General features: G+C 69.7%; 20 protein-coding genes. 12 read left to right on the top strand and 8 right to left on the bottom strand.

Annotated elements, in window-relative coordinates; all coding sequences use genetic code 11:
• Positions 1 to 152: 152 nt before the first annotated feature.
• The 5 genes from ACZ6YV_RS00595 to ACZ6YV_RS00575 are packed head-to-tail and all read left to right on the top strand — an operon-like array spanning position 153 to position 5,839.
• Entirely contained in the window at positions 153 to 1,802 is a 1,650-nt protein-coding gene (locus ACZ6YV_RS00595; RefSeq protein WP_465507636.1) for a fatty acyl-AMP ligase, read from the top strand.
• Complete coding sequence (locus ACZ6YV_RS00590; RefSeq protein WP_465507635.1) at positions 1,795 to 2,058, top strand: acyl carrier protein; 264 nt, start codon at positions 1,795 to 1,797, stop codon at positions 2,056 to 2,058. Before ACZ6YV_RS00595 ends, ACZ6YV_RS00590 begins: the two co-directional genes overlap by 8 nt.
• Positions 2,059 to 2,063: 5 nt before the next feature.
• Positions 2,064 to 2,375 carry a hypothetical protein gene (locus ACZ6YV_RS00585; RefSeq protein ID WP_378242297.1) on the top strand — a complete coding sequence of 104 codons (312 nt, stop codon included), beginning with the start codon at positions 2,064 to 2,066 and terminating at the stop codon, positions 2,373 to 2,375.
• On the top strand, positions 2,375 to 5,416 hold the full coding sequence (locus ACZ6YV_RS00580) for a WXG100 family type VII secretion target (RefSeq protein WP_465507634.1): 3,042 nt from the start codon (positions 2,375 to 2,377) through the stop codon (positions 5,414 to 5,416). The genes ACZ6YV_RS00585 and ACZ6YV_RS00580 overlap by 1 nt, the downstream gene beginning before the upstream one ends.
• Before the next feature lie 21 nt (positions 5,417 to 5,437).
• The gene (locus tag ACZ6YV_RS00575; RefSeq protein WP_465507633.1) at positions 5,438 to 5,839 is read left to right on the top strand and encodes a hypothetical protein; all 402 of its coding nucleotides are present in this window, start codon (positions 5,438 to 5,440) and stop codon (positions 5,837 to 5,839) included.
• Between the two features lie 9 nt (positions 5,840 to 5,848).
• On the opposite strand, the gene ACZ6YV_RS00570 is transcribed toward ACZ6YV_RS00575, so the two are convergent.
• The gene (locus ACZ6YV_RS00570; protein ID WP_465507632.1) at positions 5,849 to 7,216 is read right to left on the bottom strand and encodes a GntP family permease; all 1,368 of its coding nucleotides are present in this window, start codon (positions 7,214 to 7,216) and stop codon (positions 5,849 to 5,851) included.
• 145 nt (positions 7,217 to 7,361) lie between these two features.
• Between ACZ6YV_RS00570 and ACZ6YV_RS00565 the strand changes: the two genes are divergently transcribed.
• Both ACZ6YV_RS00565 and ACZ6YV_RS00560 read left to right on the top strand, forming a co-directional pair.
• Entirely contained in the window at positions 7,362 to 8,240 is an 879-nt protein-coding gene (locus tag ACZ6YV_RS00565; protein WP_465507631.1) for a LysR family transcriptional regulator, read from the top strand.
• Positions 8,241 to 8,312: 72 nt separating this feature from the next.
• Entirely contained in the window at positions 8,313 to 9,371 is a 1,059-nt protein-coding gene (locus ACZ6YV_RS00560) for a tartrate dehydrogenase (protein WP_465507630.1), read from the top strand.
• A 20-nt stretch (positions 9,372 to 9,391) separates the two neighbouring features.
• On the opposite strand, the gene ACZ6YV_RS00555 is transcribed toward ACZ6YV_RS00560, so the two are convergent.
• Together ACZ6YV_RS00555 and ACZ6YV_RS00550 are read right to left on the bottom strand one after the other, a co-directional pair.
• The gene (locus ACZ6YV_RS00555) at positions 9,392 to 10,507 is read right to left on the bottom strand and encodes a hypothetical protein (RefSeq protein WP_465507629.1); all 1,116 of its coding nucleotides are present in this window, start codon (positions 10,505 to 10,507) and stop codon (positions 9,392 to 9,394) included.
• Positions 10,508 to 10,589: 82 nt separating this feature from the next.
• Positions 10,590 to 11,546: a zinc-binding dehydrogenase gene (locus ACZ6YV_RS00550; RefSeq protein ID WP_465507628.1), complete on the bottom strand. Its 957-nt coding sequence runs from the start codon at positions 11,544 to 11,546 to the stop codon at positions 10,590 to 10,592.
• A 79-nt stretch (positions 11,547 to 11,625) separates the two neighbouring features.
• Between ACZ6YV_RS00550 and ACZ6YV_RS00545 the strand changes: the two genes are divergently transcribed.
• Together ACZ6YV_RS00545 and ACZ6YV_RS00540 are read left to right on the top strand one after the other, a co-directional pair.
• Positions 11,626 to 12,261 carry a TetR/AcrR family transcriptional regulator gene (locus ACZ6YV_RS00545; RefSeq protein WP_465507627.1) on the top strand — a complete coding sequence of 212 codons (636 nt, stop codon included), beginning with the start codon at positions 11,626 to 11,628 and terminating at the stop codon, positions 12,259 to 12,261.
• 105 nt (positions 12,262 to 12,366) lie between these two features.
• Entirely contained in the window at positions 12,367 to 13,524 is a 1,158-nt protein-coding gene (locus tag ACZ6YV_RS00540; RefSeq protein WP_465507626.1) for a serine hydrolase domain-containing protein, read from the top strand.
• 571 nt (positions 13,525 to 14,095) lie between these two features.
• Here ACZ6YV_RS00540 and ACZ6YV_RS00535 read toward each other — a convergent pair.
• On the bottom strand, positions 14,096 to 15,019 hold the full coding sequence (locus ACZ6YV_RS00535) for a LysR family transcriptional regulator (protein ID WP_465507625.1): 924 nt from the start codon (positions 15,017 to 15,019) through the stop codon (positions 14,096 to 14,098).
• 72 nt (positions 15,020 to 15,091) lie between these two features.
• On the opposite strand from ACZ6YV_RS00535, the gene ACZ6YV_RS00530 reads away from it, so the two are divergent.
• Positions 15,092 to 16,090, top strand: coding sequence for a DMT family transporter (locus ACZ6YV_RS00530; protein WP_465507624.1), 999 nt, complete (start codon positions 15,092 to 15,094; stop codon positions 16,088 to 16,090).
• Here ACZ6YV_RS00530 and ACZ6YV_RS00525 read toward each other — a convergent pair.
• Both ACZ6YV_RS00525 and ACZ6YV_RS00520 read right to left on the bottom strand, forming a co-directional pair.
• Positions 16,004 to 16,489, bottom strand: coding sequence for a universal stress protein (locus tag ACZ6YV_RS00525; RefSeq protein WP_378242310.1), 486 nt, complete (start codon positions 16,487 to 16,489; stop codon positions 16,004 to 16,006). The genes ACZ6YV_RS00530 and ACZ6YV_RS00525 overlap by 87 nt on opposite strands.
• Positions 16,490 to 16,496: 7 nt before the next feature.
• Entirely contained in the window at positions 16,497 to 18,071 is a 1,575-nt protein-coding gene (locus ACZ6YV_RS00520; protein ID WP_465507623.1) for an MDR family MFS transporter, read from the bottom strand.
• Between the two features lie 87 nt (positions 18,072 to 18,158).
• On the opposite strand from ACZ6YV_RS00520, the gene ACZ6YV_RS00515 reads away from it, so the two are divergent.
• Positions 18,159 to 18,740 (top strand): TetR/AcrR family transcriptional regulator, encoded by a 582-nt coding sequence (locus tag ACZ6YV_RS00515; protein ID WP_465507622.1) that lies wholly within the window; start codon positions 18,159 to 18,161, stop codon positions 18,738 to 18,740.
• Here the strand turns inward: ACZ6YV_RS00515 and ACZ6YV_RS00510 are convergent.
• The gene (locus ACZ6YV_RS00510) at positions 18,728 to 19,618 is read right to left on the bottom strand and encodes a LysR family transcriptional regulator (RefSeq protein ID WP_465507621.1); all 891 of its coding nucleotides are present in this window, start codon (positions 19,616 to 19,618) and stop codon (positions 18,728 to 18,730) included. The two genes, ACZ6YV_RS00515 and ACZ6YV_RS00510, sit on opposite strands and share 13 nt — an antisense overlap.
• A gap of 101 nt (positions 19,619 to 19,719) precedes the next feature.
• Between ACZ6YV_RS00510 and ACZ6YV_RS00505 the strand changes: the two genes are divergently transcribed.
• Positions 19,720 to 20,604: an NAD(P)H-binding protein gene (locus ACZ6YV_RS00505; RefSeq protein ID WP_465507620.1), complete on the top strand. Its 885-nt coding sequence runs from the start codon at positions 19,720 to 19,722 to the stop codon at positions 20,602 to 20,604.
• A 158-nt stretch (positions 20,605 to 20,762) separates the two neighbouring features.
• Here the strand turns inward: ACZ6YV_RS00505 and ACZ6YV_RS00500 are convergent, their stop codons facing one another.
• On the bottom strand, positions 20,763 to 21,977 hold the full coding sequence (locus tag ACZ6YV_RS00500; protein ID WP_465507619.1) for a glycosyltransferase: 1,215 nt from the start codon (positions 21,975 to 21,977) through the stop codon (positions 20,763 to 20,765).
• Positions 21,978 to 22,062: the final 85 nt, after the last annotated feature.

Genomic DNA, 22,062 nt, shown 5'->3' with positions numbered 1-22,062 from the left:
CCGCGGCCGGGGGGGGGGGGGGCGGGGGGGGGGGGGGGGCGGGGGGGGGGGGGGGCGCGGGCCCCCCCCCCCCCCCCCAACCCCCACGACCATGGTGACCCGGCGCGGGCCCGTCCCGGCAGCCGTCCGGCGGTTCCAGTAGGTTGCGGGACATGACCGCGTCGCCGGTGGAGGTCCCGGAGCAGGTGCTGCGCACCTCGATCGTCGAGCGGTTGTTCGCTCGCGAAGCCGACCAGCGCCCGCTGTTCACGCACCAGGATCACAGCGCGGGCGTGGACAACACGGTCACCTGGACGGAGTTCGTCTCCCGGGTGCGGGTGGTCGCGGGGGCGCTGCGCGAGGTCACACGGCCGGGTGATCGGGTCGCAGTGCTCACCGGCCAGGACCTGAACTACCCCTTGGCGTTCTTCGGCGCGCTCGCCGCCGGGCTGGTGGCCGTCCCGTTGATGGCGCCGGCCAGCCCGTCGCAGCGAGGCAGGCTCACCGGAGTGCTGGCGGACTGCGGAGCAAGGGGCTGGCTGACGTCTTCGGCCGCCGCCGCGAAAGTGCGCGAAGCCGGGACACCCGACCACCTGATCGTGGTCGACGAACTCTCCGGGCCGGGCGTCGATCCGCTTCCCGTCACCCCCGAGAGTCCCGCGTACCTGCAGTACACGTCCGGGTCGACGCGGGAGCCGGCCGGTGCGGTGATCCCGCATCGGGCGGTCACCGCCGCCTGCTGGCAGGCGAGCCGGGCCTACGTCGTCGACGAGGGTACGACCTGCGCCGGCTGGATCCCGTTCTTCCACGACATGGGTCTGATCCAGCTTCTCTGCCTGCCGGTCTACGCCGGCGCGCGGTCGGTGTTCATGTCGCCCGCCGAGTTCGTGCACCGGCCCGTGCGGTGGCTGCGTCAGCTCGCCGATCATCCGGCCGTGTTCACCGCCGCGCCGAACTTCGCGTTCGACCTGGCCGTCGATGCCGCCGAAGAGGCAGGGGACGACCTCGACCTCTCCGACGTGCGAGTCGCGCTCAACGGCGCCGAGCCGGTCCAGCCGCGCACGGTCGCGCGGTTCCAGGAGGCCTTCGGTCCGCGCGGCTTCCGGCCTGAAGCCCACCGTCCGTCCTACGGTCTGGCCGAAGCCACCGTGTACGTCGCGAGCGCGGGTGAGGAAGGACCGCGGGGCGCGGTGTTCGACAGGGAAGCCCTCGCGCAGGGCCGGGCGACCGAGGTGCCCGACGGCCAGGGACTCGTCTCGGTCGGCCGCCCCCTCGGCCAGTTGGTCCGGATCGTCAGTGACGGGGCGACACAGCCCGACGGCCTCGTCGGAGAGATCTGGATCCACGGCCCGAACGTCGCGTCCGGCTACTGGGGCCGCGGTGACGCCGCCACGTTCGGGGGCGAACTCGGCGGCGTCGGCGGCTGGCTGCGCACCGGCGACCTCGGCGTGTTCCACCGCGGCGACCTCTACATCACCGGCAGGCTCAAGGATCTGATCGTCATCGACGGCCGCAACTTCCACCCGCAGGACATCGAGGCGGTGGCAGGGGAAGCGCATCCCGCCATCCGTCGAGACCGCGTCGCGGCATTCGGCGTGGCGGACGAAATGGGTGAAGGGGCGATGTTGGTAGCCGAATGGGCAAAGAACGCCGAAGCGGATGTCAAAGAAGTCACCCGGGTGGTATTGCGTGCGGTGTCACGTGAACATGATCTGACGTTGCGATCCGTACGTCTGGTTCCCTCCGGTGACCTTCCGCGCACTTCCAGTGGCAAGGTTGCGCGAGCGGCGGCTAAGGCGCGTTATAGTCGGCCTCGTGGGTGATCACCGCGCGGAGGTCGTGAAGGTCGTCAGCGAGACTTTTCGGCTTGATCCCGCCGAAATCGAGTTCGACGCACCGCTCGAAGAGCTGGGTATCGACTCCAAAGGACGGATAAAACTCCTGTCGGCGCTGGAGATCTACCACGACGTGAGGATTGATCTGGACCAGCTGGACCGGTTCACCGACATCGGGTCGGTGGCGGAAGTGCTCGCAGAGGCACTCGACGGTAAGGCCGACGGATCCGACGAAAGGCGCTGAGAAGAATGAGCGGGGGCTTTACCGCGGCGACCGAGGCGCTTTCATCGGCGTCCAAGAACATCGGAAAGCTGACGGAGCAGTTGCTCGAAGACAATCCCGATCTGTCGAGCACGCCCGTGAACGCCGCCGGTTTCGGCCAGGCGCACGGTGACCACTCGAAGAAGTACACCGACGGTGTGGCCGCGCTGTGGGCCTCGGTCCAGGGGTACAGCACCACGCTCGGCTCGTTCGGCACGAACCTCTCCACGGCGAGTACCACCTACGGCGCCAATGAGGACGAGACGAAGAACAAGATCACCAAGACGGGGATGCGCTAGTGGCCGACGAACTCACTTGGACCCAAGTCAAGGCCGTCCTCGACGACCCGAGCGTGCCACCAGGCAACAAGACCGCGCTCATCGGCTCGTGGATCAAGACGCATCCGGCGCCGCCGCCGTGGAGCGCGGACCAGGAGCCGCAGGAGATCAAGGACAAGCGTAAGGAAGCCGCGAAATACGCGGAGACCTACAACGCCTTGCCGTTCATGCCTTACGACGGCGACACCAAGAAGGTCTACGGGGGCGCGAAGGCCGCCGGCGATCAGGCCAGCTTCACCCAGAACGAAGAGACGAAGGCCGTCGACGAAGGCGACAAGAAGCTGGACGGCAAGAAGGAACCCACGCCGGACGGCGGCGGGACCAAGACGTCGGACGAGATCTTCGACGCCGCCATGCCCGCGCTCAAGGTGTTCCAGACCTTCGGTTCCCTGCTGGCGAAGCTCCCTGATGACTGCAAGGGGACCAGTCGCGCGCTCGACTTCGAGAAGGACATCAAGAAGCCCTTCGACGAGCAGCGCGGCATCAACTTCAAGAACTTCGTCGACGACGCCGCGCATTTCAAGACCGGCTCGAAGACCGTCGACAAGACCATGGACGACACCGGATCCCAGCTGAACACCCTGTACGGGACCTGGACCGGGAAAGCCGCGGACGCCTCGTCGGAGAACTACAACGAGAAGATCCTTCCCAAGGCCAAAAAACTCTCCCAGACGCTGAACACCGCGAGCGAAGCGACGCTGCACACCGCCACCGCCGTGTTCAAGCTCTGCAAGGAGAAGGCCGACGAGGTCGTCAAGGGCTACAAAGAGGTGGTCGGCAAGGCCGACTTCCCGATGGCGCAGAAGGTCGTCGCCATCGCCGCCGGCGAGAAGAGCGGCAAGGAGGACCTCGGCGCGATCGCGGGGTGGATGGACGCCAACTTCGGCTCCAACCTCGTTCAGCAGCTGAACAACGACAGCTGCTGTGACGACGACGAGTTCAAGAAGGCGGGCCAGAACCTCGCCAAGCAGTGGATCCAGAAGCAGTTCATGCCCGAGATGTGGACCACCATCTACCTGGGCTTCGAGAAGAACTGCAAGGAGACCAAGGACTTCGTCAACCAGGCCTACGACGAGCTCGACAAGGTCATGGGCAAGGTCAAGAACGAGTTCCAAGGCGCGGACGGCAAGGGCGGCGCGGGCGGTGCCGGCGGCAAGGGCGGCGGACCCGGCGGCCCGGGCAACGGCGGCCCGGACTTCACCGGCGGTCAGGGCGGCGGTGGCCAGGGTGGCGGTCAAGGCGGTGGCCAGGGTGGAGGTCCCGGCGACGGCTCGGGCACTGGCGGCGGCCCCGGTGGCGGCTCGGGCTCGGGTTCGGGTGGCGGCACCGGTCCGTCGGGTGACCAGAAGCCCCCGCCCATCCCCGACGTGAAGATTCCCGAGGGCGGCTCCGGTGGTGGCTCGGGCTCCGGTTCGGGTGGCGGCACCGGTCCCTCGGGAGATCAGAAGCCCCCGCCCGTCCCGGATGTGAAGATTCCCGAGAGCGGTGCCGGCGGCTCCGGTCCCGGTGGCGGTGGCACCGGTGGCGGTCCGGACCCGAGCAAGGACCAGACCTCGCCCTCGGGCTCGGCTCCGCCGCCGTCATCCGGCGACGAGCAGAAGGCCGCGGCCGAAGAAGCCAAGAAGCAGGCCGCGGCGGCTGCCGAAAACGCGAAGAAGCAGGCGTCCGAAGCGCTGAACAAGTTGGGCGACGGTCCCGGCGGTGGCGACCTCGGCGGTGGCGGCTCCGGTCCGGGTGGCGGCGGAACCGGTGGCGGCCCCGGCGGTGGCAGCACGGACGCGGCCTCCGAAGCCAAGGCAGCAGCCGAAAAAGCCGCTGAAGACGCGAAGAAGCAGGCGTCGGAAGCATTGGACAAGATGGGCGACGCCCCTGGTGGCGGCCTGGGCGACACCGACTCCAAACCCGGCGACCCCAAGGACCCTGACTCCAAGGACGGCGATTCCAAGCAAGACGCCGAAAAGGCCGCTGAAGACGCGAAGAAGAAGGCCTCCGAGGCGCTCGACAAGCTCGACGACAACCTGCCGGGTGAAGACGGCGACAAGCTGACCGGTGACAAACCCGGTGAAGACGGTGACAAGGACAAGGCCGAGGACGGCGAACGCGAGACTCTCAAGGTCAAGCAGGGTGACAAGACCTTCGAGATGACCGAGCCGGACAAAGACGGCGAGATGGAGATCAAGGTCGGCGACGGTTCCGGTCCGGCCAAGGACTTCAAACTCGACTGGACCGAGGACGGCGACGAGTCCAAGCTGGGCTCCGCTCCCGACGGGGACGGGAAGAAGGACGACGTCCATCGCCCCGGGCCGGACGGCAAGATCCACTTCCAGGACGGCGATGTGAAGATCACCGCCGAACGTCCCGACGGTCCGTCCGGGCCGACTGTCGTCACCGTCGACGACGGCAACGGCAAGCCGACCACGTACACCCTCGGCGAAGACAAGGACCCCACGGACACCTCCTCGCATCCGGCCAAGCCCCTCACCGGGACGGTTCAGCCCGACTCCCGGCCGGGCCTCACCCCGCACCACGGTGGTGGTGGAACCGTTCCGGACGGTCTCGGCGGTGGCGGCATCGGCGCCGGTGACGGCCAAGGCGGTGGCTCCGGCGGTGGCGGCGGCAGCCACGGCGGCGGCGGTAGTCACGGCGGCGGCGGCCCGGCGATCTCGGCCCCGTTCGAGACCGCGAGCCCCGCGACAGGCCAGTCGCTGACCGAAGGCGTGCACACCGGCGGTGGCGGGTCGCATCACCAGGCCGTGCCCGCGGGTGCCCCGTCCGCCCCGATGAGCGGATCGTCGCCCGGTCAAGCGCCCATGGGCGGCGCGATGCCGCCGATGGGTGGCATGGGCGGCGGTGGCGGCCAGGGCGGCGGCGGTGACCAGGAACGGAGCAACCGCGCGTACCGGATCGAGGGCGAGGTATTCGACCAGATCAACGAACCCACCGGCCGGATCACCGGTTCGTTGCTGGACGATGAGGATCAGCCGTCCACCCGCAGGCGGTAGTCCGAGGCAGGGGAGAAGCAGATGAGCGTCGATGAAACCTCGGCCATGAAGGCGACTCTGGACGGTCTCGTCCGCGAGCAGGCGGAGCGCAGGGGCCTGCGGGACAAGAAGGCCGACGAGCTCAAGGCCAGCTCGCAGGAGGTCATGACCAAGCAGGTCATGACCGCCCAGCGCTACGTCGAGAACCGGCGGGAGCTGGGGGAGCGCAAGACGAAGTCAGGCTGGAACACCGACAGGTCGCACGCCCAGCCGGGGAACGCGTCGGCGTTCGACGACGCCCCTGCCTTCGAGGACTCGGCGGCTCCGTTCACCCCGGAGCCGCCCGCCCGCGTGGGGCGGGACGTGCCCCGGCGCGCTCCCCGTCGTCCGGCACCGGTGGACGACGAGGACGACGCCTTCCTCAACAACCGTTGGCGTGAGTGACTTTCGCCGTCAGACGACGAGGCCGAGCAGCAGCACGATCGGGAGTGAGAGCACCGACGCCAGCGACATGGCGACGGTGTGCGTCTTGAACGTGCCCCGCGTGCTCAGCCCGAGCAGTGACTGGAACATCCAGAAGAAGTTGCTGCTGACATGAGGGAGGAACAGCGCGCCGGAGCAGGCGGCGAGGGCGACCAGCACCACCGGGACCCCGAGTGAGCCCGCGATCGGCGCGAGGATGCCCGCCGCGGTGATCGCGGAGATCGAGATGGATCCCATCGCGATGTGCAGCACGGCGGCGATCAGCCAGACGAGCACCAGCGGTGGCAGGAAACCGGTGCCGAACGAGCTCGCCAGCACATCGCGCAGCCCCGATTTCCCGATCACCTCGGCGACCGAGCCGGAAAGCCCGGACAGCACGAGAATGGGTCCGGCCAGCGCCAGTGCCTTGCCCACGGCCGCGTTGACCTCGTGCCGCGGCAGGACGCGCCGGGCCAGCAGATGCGCGAGCCCGGCGCCGATCGCCATGGCGATCACCGGCTCGGTCGGCAGCGAGACGGGCCCCAGCGGGAACCGGAAGGCACTGGCGAGCGCGCCGAGGGCGATCAACGCGAGCGTCAGCAGCACCGGGGAGACGGACAGCGACAGAGGCAACTGACGGACGACCGTTGTGGTGACGGGCGCGGTGTCAGCAGCGTCATCAGTGTCAGCAGTGCCGTCGGTGCGCTCGGTCGCCAGTTCGTCGGCGGCCGGATCCCAGCGGAGTGTCCGGCGCAGCAGCATGGTGAAGACCAGCGTGGTCAGCACGGCGGTGGGGAGACCGACGGCCAGCCCGAACAGGAACATCTCCCCGAGCGGCACCCGGAGAAGGCCCGCGACGGCGAGCGCGGCCACTCCGGGGACGACGAAGACCAGCCCGACCTCGATCCCCGCGGTCAGCGCGCCGCCCATGAGCGCGATCCCCTTCGGACCCAGCCGGGATCCGAGGCGCCGGGCCAGCGGCGCGGTGAGCACCAGGACCACGTCGGAGTAGATCGACGTGAACACGGTCGACAGGGAAACCGCGAACACCATCGGCACCCGCTTCTCCCCGAAGACACCCAGCAGCCGCTCCAGGACACGATGGAGCGTGTTCGTGGCGGTGAGCAGTGAGCCGATGACGACGCCGAAGGTGATGAGCAGGCCGATCTCGGCCATCACGTCACCGAATCCGGCGGCCAGCGCTTCGGTCGTGCCGCCCGCCCCGAGGCCGGTGGCCAGGCCCAGATAGGTGGCGCCGATCAGCAGGCCGAAGATCGGCGGCGTCCTGAGCCAGGTGATCAGCACGACGATGCCCACGATGGCGATGCCGGTGTGGGCCAGGAGCCAGGCATCGGACACGGTGCCCTCCTCGGGACTCGCGACGGGCCGGCGCCGGTGCCGTCCCTCGTAGCGACCCAGTAAGCCCCTGGGGCGCCTCGCCGGTCCAAGACCGGGTTGCTGGCAAGGTGATAGGCCTCGGCTATCGATCACGAGGAGGCGCGACGTGGATGCTCGTCAGTTGAGGTACTTCCTGGCCGTCGTCGACGCGGGAAGCGTCCATCGGGCCGCCGAACTGCTTTTCGTCGCCCAGCCTTCGGTCTCCCAAGCCTTGCGCACGCTCGAGCGGGACCTGGGAAGCCTTCTGTTCCACCGCACCGGCCGCCGCCTGGTGCTGACGGCTGCCGGACACGCTCTCGTGGCGCCCGCGCGTGAGGTCATGCGCGGGCTGGACCTCGCCCGCGCGACGGTGGAAGCGGTCGACGGTCTTCTCGGCGGAGAACTGGTCATCGCCTCGATGCCGTCGCAATCGGTCAGCCCGCTCACGGACCTGATCGCCGCCTTCGCCGTTGTCAACCCGCTCGTGCGGATCTCGGTCCGCGCGGCGAGCACCCCCGCCGACGTGGTGAAGATGCTCACGACCGGCGACGCCGAACTCGGTGTGGTGGCGGCCTCGCCGACGGCCGCGGCGCTTCCCGGCTTGGACGCGCTGCACCTGGAGACCCAGCGTTTCGCCCTGCTGGGCCGTGACGAGGCGGCGCTTCCCGCCGGGGATCCGGTCCGTCCCGCCGAACTCGCCGGGGCCGCGCTCATCGTGGGCCAGCAAGGCACGGGGATGCGCGGCGTGGCCGACGCCGTGCTGCGCCAGGCTCCGGGCAGCCGGTTCGCGGTCGAGGTGGAACACCGGGAAGCCGTGCTGCCCTTGGTCCTCGCCGGGGTCGGCATCGCGGTGGTCAGCGACTCCTGGCGCGCGCTGGCGAAAGCGGCGGGGGCCGCCGTCCGGGCGCTGGACTGCCCCGATTCCCTGGCCGTGTCACTCGTGTCCCGGCCGGGACGGCTGAGCCCCGCCGCGGCCGCCTTCCACGGCCTCGCGGACTCCGGCTGATAGGCGCAGCCTCTCAATGCGGCAAGAAATGGGTCTTGGACGTACCTGCCCGGCTCGACGTCCACTGGACCCATGACCAGTTACCGCATCGCGCTCATCCCCGGCGACGGCATCGGCACCGAGGTACTGCCCCCGGCGCAGGCCGTGCTCGCCGCCGTCGGCAAGCGGCACGGGATCGAGTTCGCCTACGACTCCTTCGACTGGTCCTGCGAGCGCTACCTCGCCGAGGGCGCGATGATGCCGTCCGACGGCCTCGACCGCATCCGGCGGCACGACGCCGTGCTGCTGGGCGCGGTCGGCTGGCCCGGAGTGCCGGACCACGTGTCGCTGTGGGGGCTGCTGATCCCCATCCGGCGCGGTTTCCGGCAGTACGTCAACCTGCGCCCGGTCAAGGTGCTCGACGGGGTGCCCAGCCCGCTGCGCGACGCCGGCGCCGGGGACGTCGACCTCGTCGTGGTCCGGGAGAACGTCGAGGGCGAGTATTCCGAGATCGGCGGGCGGCTCGGCCGGGGCACCGAAGACGAACTGGCCGTGCAGGAGGCGGTGTTCACCCGTAAGGGAGTCACCCGCGTCGTCGAGTACGCCTACCGGCTGGCCGGGACACGCCGGAACCACGTCACCTCGGCGACGAAGAGCAACGGCATCGTCCACACGATGCCGTTCTGGGACGAACTGGTGGAAGAGGTGGCGGCGCGGCATCAGGACGTGCGCACCGGCAAGGAGCACATCGACGCGCTCGCCGCCAAGCTCGTCCTGGCGCCGGAGCGGTTCGACGTGATCGTCGGCTCCAACCTCTTCGGGGACATCCTCAGCGACCTGGCCGCCGCGGTGGCCGGGAGCATCGGTGTCGCCCCGGCGGCGAACCTCAACCCCGAACGGGACTTCCCGTCGATGTTCGAGCCGGTGCACGGCTCCGCTCCCGACATCGCCGGGCAGGGCAAGGCCAACCCGCTGGGCGCCCTGTGGTCCGCGGCCATGATGCTCGACCACTTGGGACACCCCGAAGCGAGCGAAGACTTGTTGGCCGCAGCCTTCGGCGCGCTGGCCGACGGTGTCAGTACCGTCGATCTCGGCGGCACGGCCGACACCGTCGGGTACACGCGCGCGGTGCTGGACCGGGTGGGCGGCTGATCCCGCGGGCTTCGACGTGATCACGCACCTGAGGTTCGCCGACAAACTGGTCCTTGCGAGCGGCGCCAAGCGATCCCGCGATAGCTGGAGCTGTCCGCGTCGAAGCCGTAGCCGATGATGACGGCGCCGTTCGCGGTGATGTGCTGGGCCATGATCGCCGTGAGACCGCGCGGCGACGGCAGCGGGAACGGGGTCGCGTCGGCGTCCCAGCGGACCGGCCGCACCGTTCCCTGGCTCACGGACTCGCCGACGACCGTCCCGGCGTCGTCTATGTCGTAACACGTACTGGCGATGTCCGAAGGCAGGGGACGGAGCACGGTGGGCCGCCCGTCGCGATCCCAGCGCGCGCAGGTGCCCTGCCGGTCCGGTGTCACGCCCCAGCCGATCGTGACACCCTGCCCGGTGATCCGCACGACCTGTCCGGCGGAGAACTCGGGCTCGCCGGTCAGGAGGACGGTGCCTCCCTCGCGGTTCCACACGACACCGTCGCCGAGGACGGCGCCGGAATCGGTGATGCCGCAGGCGGTCGTGCGGCGGGGCGGGGGCAGTTTGCTGATCTTCCCCGAGGGACTCCAGCGCACCGCTGTCCGGGTACCCGTGCCGTTCTTGGCCGATCCGACGACCTCGTCCAGCCCGTTCAGGTCGTGGCCCTGGGTGTCGCCGTCGCCGGGCAGGCAGCCGAGTTCGACCGCCTCGCCGCCGGGTTCCCAGCGCAGCGCCCGCCAGCGGAAGCCCGGCCGCATCGCGTTCCCCAGTATCGACCCGCGTTCGTTCACTCGGCACGCCGTGCCGGAGATCATCCCGAGGGGGAGTTCGAGCGCGTGCACTCGGCCGTCGGGCCGCCAGCACACGGGCCGGAGGTGCTCGCCGATGTAGAGCGCGCCCGCGATGACACCGGCGGCGTTGGCGCTGACGGCGCGGCCGCCCGAACAGCCGTCGAGGATCGGCAAGGGCGAAGGACTTCCGTCGCTGTCCCAGCGCACCGGCCGCGACCCCGACTCGCCCACGATCATCCCGGCGTCGTTCACGCAGTAGGCGCTGGTGCCCTCCCCGGCGGAGAGCGGTCGCAGGTCGACCGCCGTGAAGCCGGGCTCCCCTGGCATCGGCGCCGCCTCTGGGCTGGACGGATCGGGCACGAGTGGGCAGCCTAGTGCGCGGGCGCACGCGATGGGGGAAAGTGCACTGACCGGGTGAAAGTGAACTCCACAAAGGACCGGGCTAGGGAGTCAGCACTATCCTGCCGAACACTTCGCCGTCGTCCATCTTCCGGTGCGCCAGTACGGCTTTCTCCAGCGGCAGCAGTTCGTGCACCACCGAACGCAGTTCGCCGCGGGCGGCCGTCTCGAACTGCGCCGCGCTCACCGCCCGTCGATCCGCTTCGGGGATCGAGTCCGCGCTGAAGGCCGCGAACGACAGGGACTTGCGGAACGCCGCCAGCAGCTTCGTGCCGAAGTCCGCCGGTGGCATGCCCGCGACCACACCGACGGTCACCAGACGGCCGTTCGGTTCGAGCCGGTCGAAAAAGGACGGCATGTCCACACCGGACACGATGTCGATGATGACGTCGTATCCCGCGGGGCCGTCCCCGTCACCGGAACGGTCGAGGACGTGGGTCGCGCCCAGCTCGCGCAGGCGCTCGCCGCGTTCGGCCGAGGACGTCGTGACAGCCACGGCCCTCGCGCCACCGGCCGCCGCGAGCTGCACCGTCATGATCCCGATGCTGCCGGCCGCCCCGCGCACCAGCACCGCTTCACCGGGTGCGAAACGGGCGTGCGCGAGTGCGAACTGCGCCACCATGCCGGAAGTCCCGAGGGCGACCGCCGCGTCGGCGGGCAGATTCCCGGGGAGCGGCACGACCTTCTCGACGGGAATTGTCGTTCGCTCGACATATCCGCCGCCCTCACCGGTGAACGCCCAGACGCGCCGTCCGGTCCAGGACGGATCGACGCCGTCGCCGACCGAGGTGACGGTGCCCGCCACCTCGTTGCCGGGAACGAACCCTTCCTGGAAACCGAAGCCGCCGAGAGCTCCGCTCCGGATCACGGTGTCGACGCCGCCGACACCGATCGCTTCCACGTCGATCAGCACTTCTCCTGAGGCGGGGATAGGGGAAGGGAGGTCGACGACGGCCAGTCCTTCGGGGGCGCCGAATTTCCGGATCTCGACTGCTCGCATTTCTGTCTCCTCGGTCTTCGATCGCTGGTCAGGCGGACGTTAACGGACGCCCCCGTCCGTTTTGGCTAAAGTGAGAGTGGTGACCAGTCGTTTGCCTCGAATCCCGCGCTCCGACGCCCTGGACAACCGCGAGCGCATCCTCGAAGCGGCTCGCGCGCTGTTCGCCTCCGAAGGCCTGAACGTGCCGCTGCGGGAGGTCGCGCGCCGCGCCGACGTCGGCCCCGCCACGTTGTACCGCCATTTCCCGACGAAGGAGATCCTGGCGACGGAGGCCTTCGCCGACCAGATGAACACCTGCCACCTAGTCGTCGACGAGGGGCTCGCCGATCCGGATCCGTGGCGCGGTTTCTGTTCCGTGATCGAGAAGATCTGCGAACTGCACTCGTGCGACAGGGGTTTCACCGCGGCCTTCGTATCGGCCTTCCCCAAGGCGGTGGACTTCACCGCCAATCGCGACTACGCGCTCAAGGCGATCGCCGAACTGGCGGGCCGGGCCAGGGAAGCCGGGAAACTGCGCCCCGACTTCGTCCTCGAAGACCTGATCCTCATGCTCATGGCCAACAACGGGATCCAGGCCACTTCGCCCGCCGCGCGCGTCGCCGCGTCCCGGCGGTTCGCCGCGTTCGTGATCCAGGCCTTCCGCGCCGCGCCGGAACAGGCGCCGCTGCCGCCGGTGGCGCGGCTGGCCCTCGTGATGCCGGGAATGATCGTGTAAGGGCTGAACCCTGAGAAGGCCGTTCCACGGCTAGCACCGTGGGGGTAGGCGGTTTCCGCCTCGAAGCCGATGCCTGCCGGGCCGATGCTTCGTAGTTTTGCCGATATGAAACGAACCTCAGTGGTCATCGCCGCGGTGTGCGCGGCAACGCTCGTTTCCCCGGCCGTCGCGTCCGCGACACCGCAAATGCAACGGACTTTGCAGCGCGACGCCGACCTGCTCGTGACGAACGGTTCGCCCGGCGCTCTCGTGGAACTGCGCACGCCCGAGGGCGGCATCAAGGTGCGTAGCGGTCACGGCGATCTGCGGTCCGGGACCCCGATGCCGTGGAACGCGCATTTCCGGATCGCCAGTTTCAGCAAGACCTTCCTGTCCGCGACGATGCTCCAGCTCGTCGGCGAGGGGCGGCTTTCCTTGGACGACACCGTGGACCGGTGGTTGCCCGGGGTGGTGAGCGGGAACGGCAACGACGGTCGCGCCATCACCGTCCGGCAGTTGCTGCAGCACACCAGCGGCCTGCACGACTACATGGCGGAGCTCGACCTCTTCACCGAGAAGGGCTTCCTGCGCCATCGGTTCGACAAGCTCAGCGCGTCCGAGGCGGTGAAGCTGGCTGTCGGCAAGCCGCCGGAGTTCGCGCCCGGGGCGAGCTGGGGCTACTCCAACACCAACTACGTGCTCGCCGGAATGGTGACCGAGAAAGTGACTGGCAGGGACTGGCGGCAGGAGATCACCGACCGCATCGTCCGCCCGCTCGACCTGCGGGAAACGTCCTTGCCCCACACCTCGCCGTTCCTCCCCGCTCCGCACGCCAGGGGCTACGACAGGTTCGTCGTCGAGGGCTCGAATCCGCCGCGGCTCGGACGGCGGGTGGACGTGACGCTGATGAATCCGTCGATGGGCGGGGGAGCGGACGGTTCGATCAACAGCACCACCGAGGACGGCAACAAGTTCCTGCGGGCACTGCTGGGCGGCAAGGTGCTCAAGCCCGCGCTGCTGGCCGAGATGAAGAAGACCGTGCCCGCTCCGGGGCTCGGCGAGTACGGGCTGGGGCTCATGAAGCTGACCAGCTCCTGCGGCGCCTACTGGGGCCACGGCGGCTCGCTGCCCGGCAACTCGACGGGCAACGGCGTGACCGAGGACGGCAAGCGCAGCGTGATGGTTTCGCTGAACACCCTGACGCCCTACCACCCCGGCGCCGAACTGCCGGAGGGGAACCCGCTGAACCCGGTGATCGACCACGCCCTCTGTGGTCGTGAGTGATTCGGGTCGTTCTAACGACACTTATCACTCACGAGTACCCGACCCACCGCGTTTCGTGACTGCTGCTGCTTCCGGGGCCTTGGGTAGCGGTCTGGCGGGGATGTGGTGTCGCGAAAGCCACTTTCGGGACATCAGACGTCGCGAAAGTGGCTTTCGCGACGCCGATATTCGCTGACCTGCCCGAGGCTGGCGATCCCGGCGGATGGCAGATCGACGGTGAAGGAATCAGGACATTCAACGTCCCAAATCCTTCACCGTCGCGAGGTCGTGCCGCTCAACCCCCGCGGCCGGCAGCAGAGCCGCGCCGGCATCCAGCAGAGCCCCACAAGGACACCGAAACGCGATCCGGTTCCAGCGGGCCCGTCAAAACACGACTTGCCACTCACGACCCCCTCGACCTGGCGCGGATGGGGAGCGAGGAGGCCTTCACGGACTTGCGAACCCGCGCAAGGGAGGCCGGCAAGCCTGGTGACGCGATTCCTGTGGCTGGAGTGGTCGGCGAGGGTGAGCCGTCGGTCGGGGTGGTCGTGAGTGGTAAGTGTCGTTAGAACGACCCGAAACACTCACGACCTCACCCGCCCTCCGCGCCCCAGGCCCGGGCCGCCTCGACCAGGGCCGCCACGCATTCCGCGACGGCGGGCCGGGTCGCGCCCCGGGGCTGGACGGCGTAGAGCTGCCGGTGCAGTACGGGTTCGAGCGGGACGCACACCACGCTCGGCGGCGCGATCGTGGTGGCCATGCTCGGCACCAGCGTCACGGCGCCGAGCCCGGCGACGACGGCGAACTGGGTGCCGAATCCACTGACCGTGTGCCGCACAGTCGGTTCGATGCCGCGTTCGCGCAGGGTCTGGCGGATCCAGACGTTCGCCAGGGTCGGGCGGGCCCAGGCGACCCAGATCTCGTCCGCCAGGTCTTCGGCGCGGATCGAGTCCGCGCCGGCCAGGCGGTGCCCGGCCGGGAGCACGATCGTCGCCGCGTCGTCCCGCAGGACGGTCCAGCGGGTACTCGGCGGCCGGGTGAGCGGCAGGTTCTCCCAGCTCTCGACGACCACGACGTCGAAAACGCCGTCGGCGAGAGCGGGGAGAGCGTCTTCCGGTTCGACCTCGTGCAGCCGCGCCTCGATGCCGGGGTAGCGGACGGCGAGGCCGGTGAGCGCGGGGGTGATGAACGTGTGCACGCCGGACGGGATGGCGCCGATCTCGACGACGCCGGTCGGTTCCCCGGTGAGGGAGTCCAGATCGGCGCGGGCGGCCCGGAGTTCGGCGAGGACCCTGTCCGACCGTTGCGCGAGCAGCAGTCCCGCCGGGGTGAGCCTGACCCCGCGCCCGTGCCGCACGAGGAGCGACGTGCCCGCCTCCCGCTCCAGTTTGGTCAGCTGCTGGGAGATCGCCGACGGCGTCACGTGCAGCACCTCGGCCGCCGCGGCGAGCGAGCCCCGCCGCCACACCGCGTGCAGCATCCGGAGCCGTTCCACATTGGACAGCTCGCCACTCATTAGCCGAGCTTAACCCTCGGGGTAAGAGGATCTCGCTGGTCCTCCCCGTCTTCGTGCGATCGAATCAAAACCATGTCCCAGCACAGAATTCTCGCCGATCCGAGGGCGCAAGGAGTCCTCGGAGCCCTCGCGATCGCCCTGTCCGCCCCGCTCGTCGCGCTGTCCGGTGTGAGCTCGACGACGGCGACCTTCTTCCGCTGCCTGTTCGCGTTGCCGATCCTCGTGCTGCTGGCGCGGACACGGGAGCGCGGGCACCGTCCCACCCCGGCCGCGCGACGCCGGCACGTGCTGGCGGGTGTCCTGCTCGGGATCGACATGGTGCTGTGGAGCGAAGCGATCTTCTCCGTCGGGGCGGGCGTCGCCACGGCACTGGTCAACGTCCAGGTCGTCCTCGTCCCGCTGGCCGGGCTGCTGTGGTTCGGCGAGCGGCCGTCGCGGTTGTTCTGGCTGTCGATCCCGGTCATGCTGGTGGGGACGGCACTCGCCGGGGGACTGGCGGACGGCGGTGCCGCGGGCAGCGATCCCTGGTACGGCACCGTGATGGCGGTGCTCGCGGGAGTGGCGTACGCCGGTTACCTGATCCTGCTGCGTCGCGCCGGAACCGAAGGCGGCGGCCATACGACGATGCTCGCCACGGCGACCGCGGCCTCCGCGAGCGTGGGCGGCCTTTCCGGACTGCTGGTGGGAAACCTCGACGTCACGCCGCCCGTTTCGTCGCTGCTGTGGCTGCTCGCGCTGGCCGTGACAGCGCAGGTGGCGGGCTGGCTCCTGATCGGGAAGGCCCTGTCCGCCCTGCCGGCGAGCGGCGGATCCGCCGTGCTCATGCTGCAACCCGCCGCCGCGATCCTGTTCGGGGCACTCCTGCTCGGCCAGTGGCCGACGTCGCTGCAGCTGGCGGGCTGCGCGCTGGTGGTCGCCACGGTGGGAGCCGTCTCGCTCCTCGGCGGCCGTCCGGCGAGGAGCCGGGTGCCGAGGAACAGGTTCTTACGGGACCACGAGTACCGGCCAGTGCCCGGTCTTGATGAGCTTCGTCGCGACCGAGCCTGCGAACCGGTGTCCCGCCTTCTGTGACGCGCCGACCACCACCGTGTCGACCTGGCTGCGGTCGGCGGTGTCACGGAGCGCGGTATATGGATCGCCGAAGGTCTTCAGGAAACTGACCGGCACTTCCAGCTCTTCGGCCGCCTCGCGGATCTGATCGCGGAGTTCGGCGTAGAGCTGGAGTGTCGTGTCGTGCTCCACCGTCGCCGCGACAGCCGGTCCGAGGTTGGTCAGCGCCGTGCGGCAGACGACGAAGGCGACGATCAGCCTGCCGCTCTCACGCCGCGCCATCCCGAAGGCGAAGGCGGCCGCCCGCATCGCCGTGTCGGAGCCGTCGACCCCGGCCAGGATGGCCCGCCCCGAGTGCTGCCGGGGCGGGCCGAAACGCTCCACAGTGGACTCGAAGGCCCCGGCGGCGTTCCCGTTCATCGCGCGCCTACCGCGCGACCGGGTCGGACGCCGGGGTTTCCGTCTTCGTCTCCACGTCGAGGGTGGTGCGCAGGGTGAGCGGTTTGAGCAGCAGCGCCGCGATCACGCCCACGACGCCCACCGCCGCGGAGATCAGGAAGATGTGCGCGGTCGCGTCGCCGTACACGGTGTGCACGATCGTCTGGACCTCCGGCGGCAGCGCCTTGAGGTTCAGCGCGCTGACGCTGCCTGTCGACGCCTGGCCCGCCGGCACGTGCAGCGCGGTGGACAGGTCGGCGGTGACCCGGTTCGCGAGCACCGCGCCCAGCACCGAGACCCCGATGGTGCCGCCGAGCGACCGGAAGAACGTGACCGAGGCGCTGGCCGAGCCCAGATCCCGCAACGGCACGGTGTTCTGCACGGCGAGCACGAGGTTCTGCATCGTCATGCCGACACCGATACCGACGACAGCCATCGCGATGCCGACCAGCCACAGCGGCGACGCGTGGTCGACCGTGCCGAGCCCGAGGAACCCGATCACCAGGGTGATGGTGCCCGCCACGATGTACGGCTTGATCCGCCCGGTGCGGCTGATCAGGCGGCCGGACACGGTCGAGGACACGAGCACGCCCGCCATCAGCGGGATGGTCAGCAGACCGGCTTCGGTGGGGGAGTAGCCGCGGCCGACCTGGAAGTACTGGCCGAGGAACACCGCGCCGCCGAACATCGCCATCCCGACCGCGAGACTCGCGATGATCGCCAGCGCGGGGGTGCGCTGGGTGATGATGTGCAACGGCACGACCGGTTCGCTGACCCGCCGTTCCACCACCAAGGCGAGCGCGAGGAGCACGACGCCACCGGCCACCATGAGGGCCGTCTGCCACGACAGCCAGTCGAAGCTGTTGCCGACGAACGAGACCCAGATCAGCAGGACACTCACGCCCGCGGCGATGAGACCCGCGCCGAGGTAGTCGACCTTGACGTTCTCCCGGCGGACCGTCTCCAGCTTCAAGGTCCGCTGCAGCACGATGAACGCCGCCGCCGCGATCGGCACGCCGACGAAGAAGCACCACCGCCAGCCCAGCCACGGCACGTCGACGATCAGGCCGCCGAGCAGCGGGCCGCCGACCGTGGCGACAGCCATGACCGCGCCGAGGTAACCGTTGTAGCGGCCACGCTCACGCGGCGGGATGATCGCCGCGATCACGACCTGGACCAGCGCCTGCAGGCCGCCGACGCCGATGCCCTGGAACGCGCGGGCGGCGATCAGCTGTCCGGTGTTCTGGCTGAGCCCGCTGATCATCGAGCCGATCACGAAGATCACGATCGCGACCTGGACCAGCGTCTTCTTGTTGAACAGGTCGGCGAGCTTGCCCCAGATCGGGGTGGTGGCCGTCGCGGCCAGGAGGGTGGCCGTGACCACCCACGTGTACTGCGTCTGCGAGCCGTTCAGCGAGCCGATGATCAACGGCAGGGCGGTCGACACGACCGTCGAACTGATCATCGCCACGAGCAGCGCGAGCAGCAGGCCGGACAGCGATTCGAGCACCTGGCGGTGCCCCATCGCCCCGGACGGTGCCTCCGCCGTTCCTTCGGTCTTCATGGCGTCCTTTCAAGCGTTCGGGGCGATTCTTGCCCATTGTGCAAACTTGCACAGTGGGAACTTTATTCCCCTCGCTACGCTGTCCTTGTGGACACCCTCGACACGCTCCGCACCCGCAAGAAGGCGGCGACGCGGCAAGCGCTGCACGAGGCCGCGCTTCGCCTGGCGATGGAGCACGGTCTCGACGGCGTGACGGTCGAGGACATCGCCGACGCGGTGGGGGTGTCCCGGCGGACGTTCTCGAACTACTTCGCGAACAAAGAAGACGCGATCCTGCACGCCGACCGCGAGCGGACCGGGCTGCTGGTTTCGCTGGTCGAAGGCAGGCCGTCAGGCGAGAAGCCGTGGCAGGCGTTGCGCGCGGCCTGCCAGGACCTGTACCGGGCACGGCCCGTCCCCGACCGCGAGTGGGTGGCGCAGCTGAGGCTGCTGCGGCGGCACCCGTCGCTGCTCGCGCGGCAGGCCGGTGACCAGATCGCTCTCGAACGCGACCTCATCGCGGTGCTGCTCGACCGGGGGCACGGTCTCGATCAGGAGCTGGCCCGGCTCACGGCGGCGACTTTCCTCGCCACCTTGCGGACCGGGAACGTGCTGTGGCTGGAAGGTTCGGACGACCAGCCGCTGCCCGACGTCGTGGACAGGCTGCTGAGCCGCGTTCAGCTCCGCTGACCGAGGGCGTAGGCGCTCGACACCACCGTGGTGGCCGCGCGGACAAAGGCGGCGACGGCCGGTGAATGGGAGTCCTGCGGCCACATCACGGCGAGCGTCGTGGGCTCCAGGTCGTCGACGGCCAGGTATGCGATGCCCGTCCTGCGATAGCGATCCGCGACGGACACGGGCAGGAAACAGACGATGGTGCCCAGTTCGACCAGTTTGAGGATCTGTGTCAGATCGGAGACGGGACCGTGCGGCACCACCGTGACGGGCGGACCGGTGGAGGGGCCGTGGTCGGCGGGGGCGCCGTCGGGAAGGAGTCGCCCCTCCAGATCCGTCAGGGTCAGCCGTGACCTGGCCGCCAGCGGATCGTTCGCCGCCACCGCCGCCAGCCGGGGCTCGGTCAGCAACGGCTCGAAGTCCAGGCGGCGCGCGTCGAAAGGGGAGGGGACGAGCGCCACGTCCGCCCGCCCGTCACGGAGCTGCTGCGGCTGTTCGCCCCGGCCGCCGAGGATCAGTTCGATCGGCAGGGCGCCGTCTTCGGCTTCGTAGGCTTCGACGATTTTCGGCAACAGCCCGGCGTCGTGGTCGGCCTTCAACGCCAGCCGCAGCCGGGGATCGGGGCGACCGGCCTGCCGTGCCCGCCGTTCGGCCGCGGCGACGGCTTCGAGCGCTGTCCTGGCATCCCGCAGGAGCACCTCGCCCGCCCTCGTCAGCGTGACCTGGCGGGTGGTGCGTTCGAGCAACTGGACGTCCAGCCGTCGTTCCAGGTCCCGGATCGCCCTCGACAGCGGTGGCTGCGCCATCGAAAGCCGCTCGGCCGCCCGTCCGAAGTGAAGCTCCTCCGCGACGGCCACGAAGTACCTGAGCTGCCGCGTCTCCAGGTCACTCATATCTCCAGGGTATCAATGGCGACCGAGCCGGTCCTTCAGCTCCGCGCTGATCCCGGCTTGACTCGGTGACGTCGAAAACCCCCTATCACCTCGGAGTCTTCATGATCGTCGTCACCGCACCGACCGGACAGATCGGCAGCCGGGTGCTCGGCACCCTCCTCGAAAGCGGCGAGCCGATCCGGGTGGTCGCCCGCGATCCCGCCCGGCTGGCCGATCACGTCCGTGAGCGCGTCGAGGTCGTCAAGGGCTCGCACAGCGACGCCGCCGTCGTCGACGAAGCCTTCGCAGGCGCCGACACCGTGTTCTGGCTGCTCGCCGCGGATCACCGCGCCGAAAGCCTCGATGCCGCCTACCTGGACTTCACCCGGCCCGCCTGCGCGGCCCTCAAGAAACACGGCGTGGCCAGGGTGGTCGGCGTCTCGGCCCTCGGCCGCGGCGTCGAGGAGAACGCCGGATACCTGTCGGCGTCGTGGGCCATGGACGACCTGATCGCCGACACGGGCGTGCACTACCGGGCGCTGACGATGCCGACGTTCATGGACAACCTGTTGTGGCAGGCCGACTCCATCGGCAAGAACGGCGTCTTCTTCGCCCCGGTCTCGGGCGACCGCAAGGCACCGACCTGCGCCACCCGCGACATCGCCGCCGTCGCCGCCGGACTGCTGCTCGACCCGTCGTGGGACGGCGTGGCCGACGTCCCGGTGCTCGGCCCGGAAGACCTGTCGCAGAACGAACTCGCGGAGATCATGTCCGACGTCCTCGGGCGGCCGGTGCGCTACCAGCAGGTTTCCATGGACGCCTTCCGCGCGACGCAACTCGAGCACGGCTGGTCCGAGGCGATGGCGCAGGGCATGGTCGACATGATGGTGGCGAAGGAGGCGGGCATCGACAGCGCCGCGCCTCGGACGCCGGAGGCCACCACGCCGACGACCTTCCGGCAGTGGTGCGAAGAGACGCTCAAGCCGGCTGTCGGGTCGGGGCGCTGACGTTCGGCGGTTCTCTCCCCAGTACGTGAAGGACTCCTTCATTGCGCCTAGCGCAGTGAAGGAGTCCTTCACGTACCTCATGCGACCGAGATGCCGAACCGTGCTGGGGCGCTTGGAACCCGAATCACCACTCACGACCCACCCGGCCGACTCAAGCCCTAAGCGCTGACGGTGTCCAAGAGCAGCTTCGCCGCCACAGTCGCCCCATCGGTCCGGATGGTGTCGGCCACCGCCTTCGCCCGCGCTTGCGTCTCGGGCGACAGGACCGTGGTGAGCGCGGCCGACAGCGACTCGACGGTCGGCGTCGGATCCTGGTGCGCCACACCGATTCCCAGCTCGGCCACCCGCGAGGCCCAGTACGGCTGGTCCGCGACCCGGGGGACGACCACCTGGGGCGCGCCTGCCCGCGAGGCCGTCGTCGTGGTCCCCGCGCCGCCGTGGTGCACGACGGCGGCCACCCGGCGGAAGAGCGCCTGCTGGTTGACCTCGCCGACGACGAAGCAGTCGTCGGCGTCGTCGATCGAGGCCAGTCCGGCCCAGCCGCGGGCGAGCAGGATCCGCCGCCCCAGTGTCCGCAGGGACTCGATGGCCACCCGGGCGATGTCCTTCGGCGCGTAGGCGGCCATGCTGCCGAAGCCCACGTACACCGGCGGCTCACCGGCTTCCAGGAACTGCTCCAGTTCGTCCGGCAGTGGCCGGTCGTCGGGCTGGATCCACGCTCCTGTTTGGACGATGTCGAGGTCCGTCATTCCTTCCGACGGGCACAGGATCGCGTCCGCGGCCAGCCACGGCCTGCCGGTGAAGACGTGGTCACGGACGTTGTCCACCGGCGGCAGCCCGATCGCCTCCCGGTGACTGGCGAGCGCCCCGCCGTACAACGCGTTCACCCGCTGGGCGTCCTGCTGCCACAGCACCCGGTTGTCGGTCTCGCCCTCCGGCGACGGCGTACCCGGCCGCAGACCCGGGGCGAACTGCCTCGACGGCAGCCCGAAGATGTGGAAACACGCGTACACATAGGGGATTCCCCGCTTTTCGGCCACGTCCCGCGCGCCGACGGGCAGCAAGCCAGTCGCCAGGATCGCGTCACATCCCTCCGCCGCCGCGGAAAGCGTCTCGAACCGGGCGGCGACCAGCGCCGGGGCGAGCTTCAGGGCGTCTTCCCCCGTCGGCGGCTTCGGCCCGGCGACCACCGAGTGCACCGTCGGGCCGAGCGGGACCAGCGGCACACCGGCCCGCTCCAGCAACGTCGCGAACTCTTCGTCCGGCGGCGCGGCCACCAGCGCTTCCGCGCCGAGTTCCCGCAACCCTCTCGCGAGACCCACCAGGGGTTCGACATCCCCGCGCGATCCCCACGTCGTCAGCAAAACACGCACTTCGCGACTCCCGTTCCCGCAGCTACCAGCCTTCGGCGGGCAATTCTGCGGGACGACCCGGGGCTTGCCGCAAGCCCCCATGTCC

This window comes from Amycolatopsis sp. NPDC102522, from assembly GCF_055584485.1.
Note: the sequence above shows the minus strand (reverse complement) of the source record. Positions and strands in the feature narration are given on the sequence as shown.

Excerpts from the sequence above, each read along its gene's own strand:
- ACZ6YV_RS00595 (WP_465507636.1), top strand. The coding sequence starts at position 153 with ATGACCGCGTCGCCGGTGGAGGTCCCGGAGCAGGTGCTGCGCACCTCG.
- ACZ6YV_RS00585 (WP_378242297.1), top strand. The coding sequence starts at position 2,064 with ATGAGCGGGGGCTTTACCGCGGCGACCGAGGCGCTTTCATCGGCGTCC.
- ACZ6YV_RS00575 (WP_465507633.1), top strand. The coding sequence starts at position 5,438 with ATGAGCGTCGATGAAACCTCGGCCATGAAGGCGACTCTGGACGGTCTC.
- ACZ6YV_RS00560 (WP_465507630.1), top strand. The coding sequence starts at position 8,313 with ATGACCAGTTACCGCATCGCGCTCATCCCCGGCGACGGCATCGGCACC.
- ACZ6YV_RS00550 (WP_465507628.1), bottom strand. The coding sequence starts at position 11,546 with ATGCGAGCAGTCGAGATCCGGAAATTCGGCGCCCCCGAAGGACTGGCC.
- ACZ6YV_RS00540 (WP_465507626.1), top strand. The coding sequence starts at position 12,367 with ATGAAACGAACCTCAGTGGTCATCGCCGCGGTGTGCGCGGCAACGCTC.
- ACZ6YV_RS00535 (WP_465507625.1), bottom strand. The coding sequence starts at position 15,019 with ATGAGTGGCGAGCTGTCCAATGTGGAACGGCTCCGGATGCTGCACGCG.
- ACZ6YV_RS00530 (WP_465507624.1), top strand. The coding sequence starts at position 15,092 with ATGTCCCAGCACAGAATTCTCGCCGATCCGAGGGCGCAAGGAGTCCTC.
- ACZ6YV_RS00525 (WP_378242310.1), bottom strand. The coding sequence starts at position 16,489 with ATGAACGGGAACGCCGCCGGGGCCTTCGAGTCCACTGTGGAGCGTTTC.
- ACZ6YV_RS00520 (WP_465507623.1), bottom strand. The coding sequence starts at position 18,071 with ATGAAGACCGAAGGAACGGCGGAGGCACCGTCCGGGGCGATGGGGCAC.
- ACZ6YV_RS00510 (WP_465507621.1), bottom strand. The coding sequence starts at position 19,618 with ATGAGTGACCTGGAGACGCGGCAGCTCAGGTACTTCGTGGCCGTCGCG.
- ACZ6YV_RS00505 (WP_465507620.1), top strand. The coding sequence starts at position 19,720 with ATGATCGTCGTCACCGCACCGACCGGACAGATCGGCAGCCGGGTGCTC.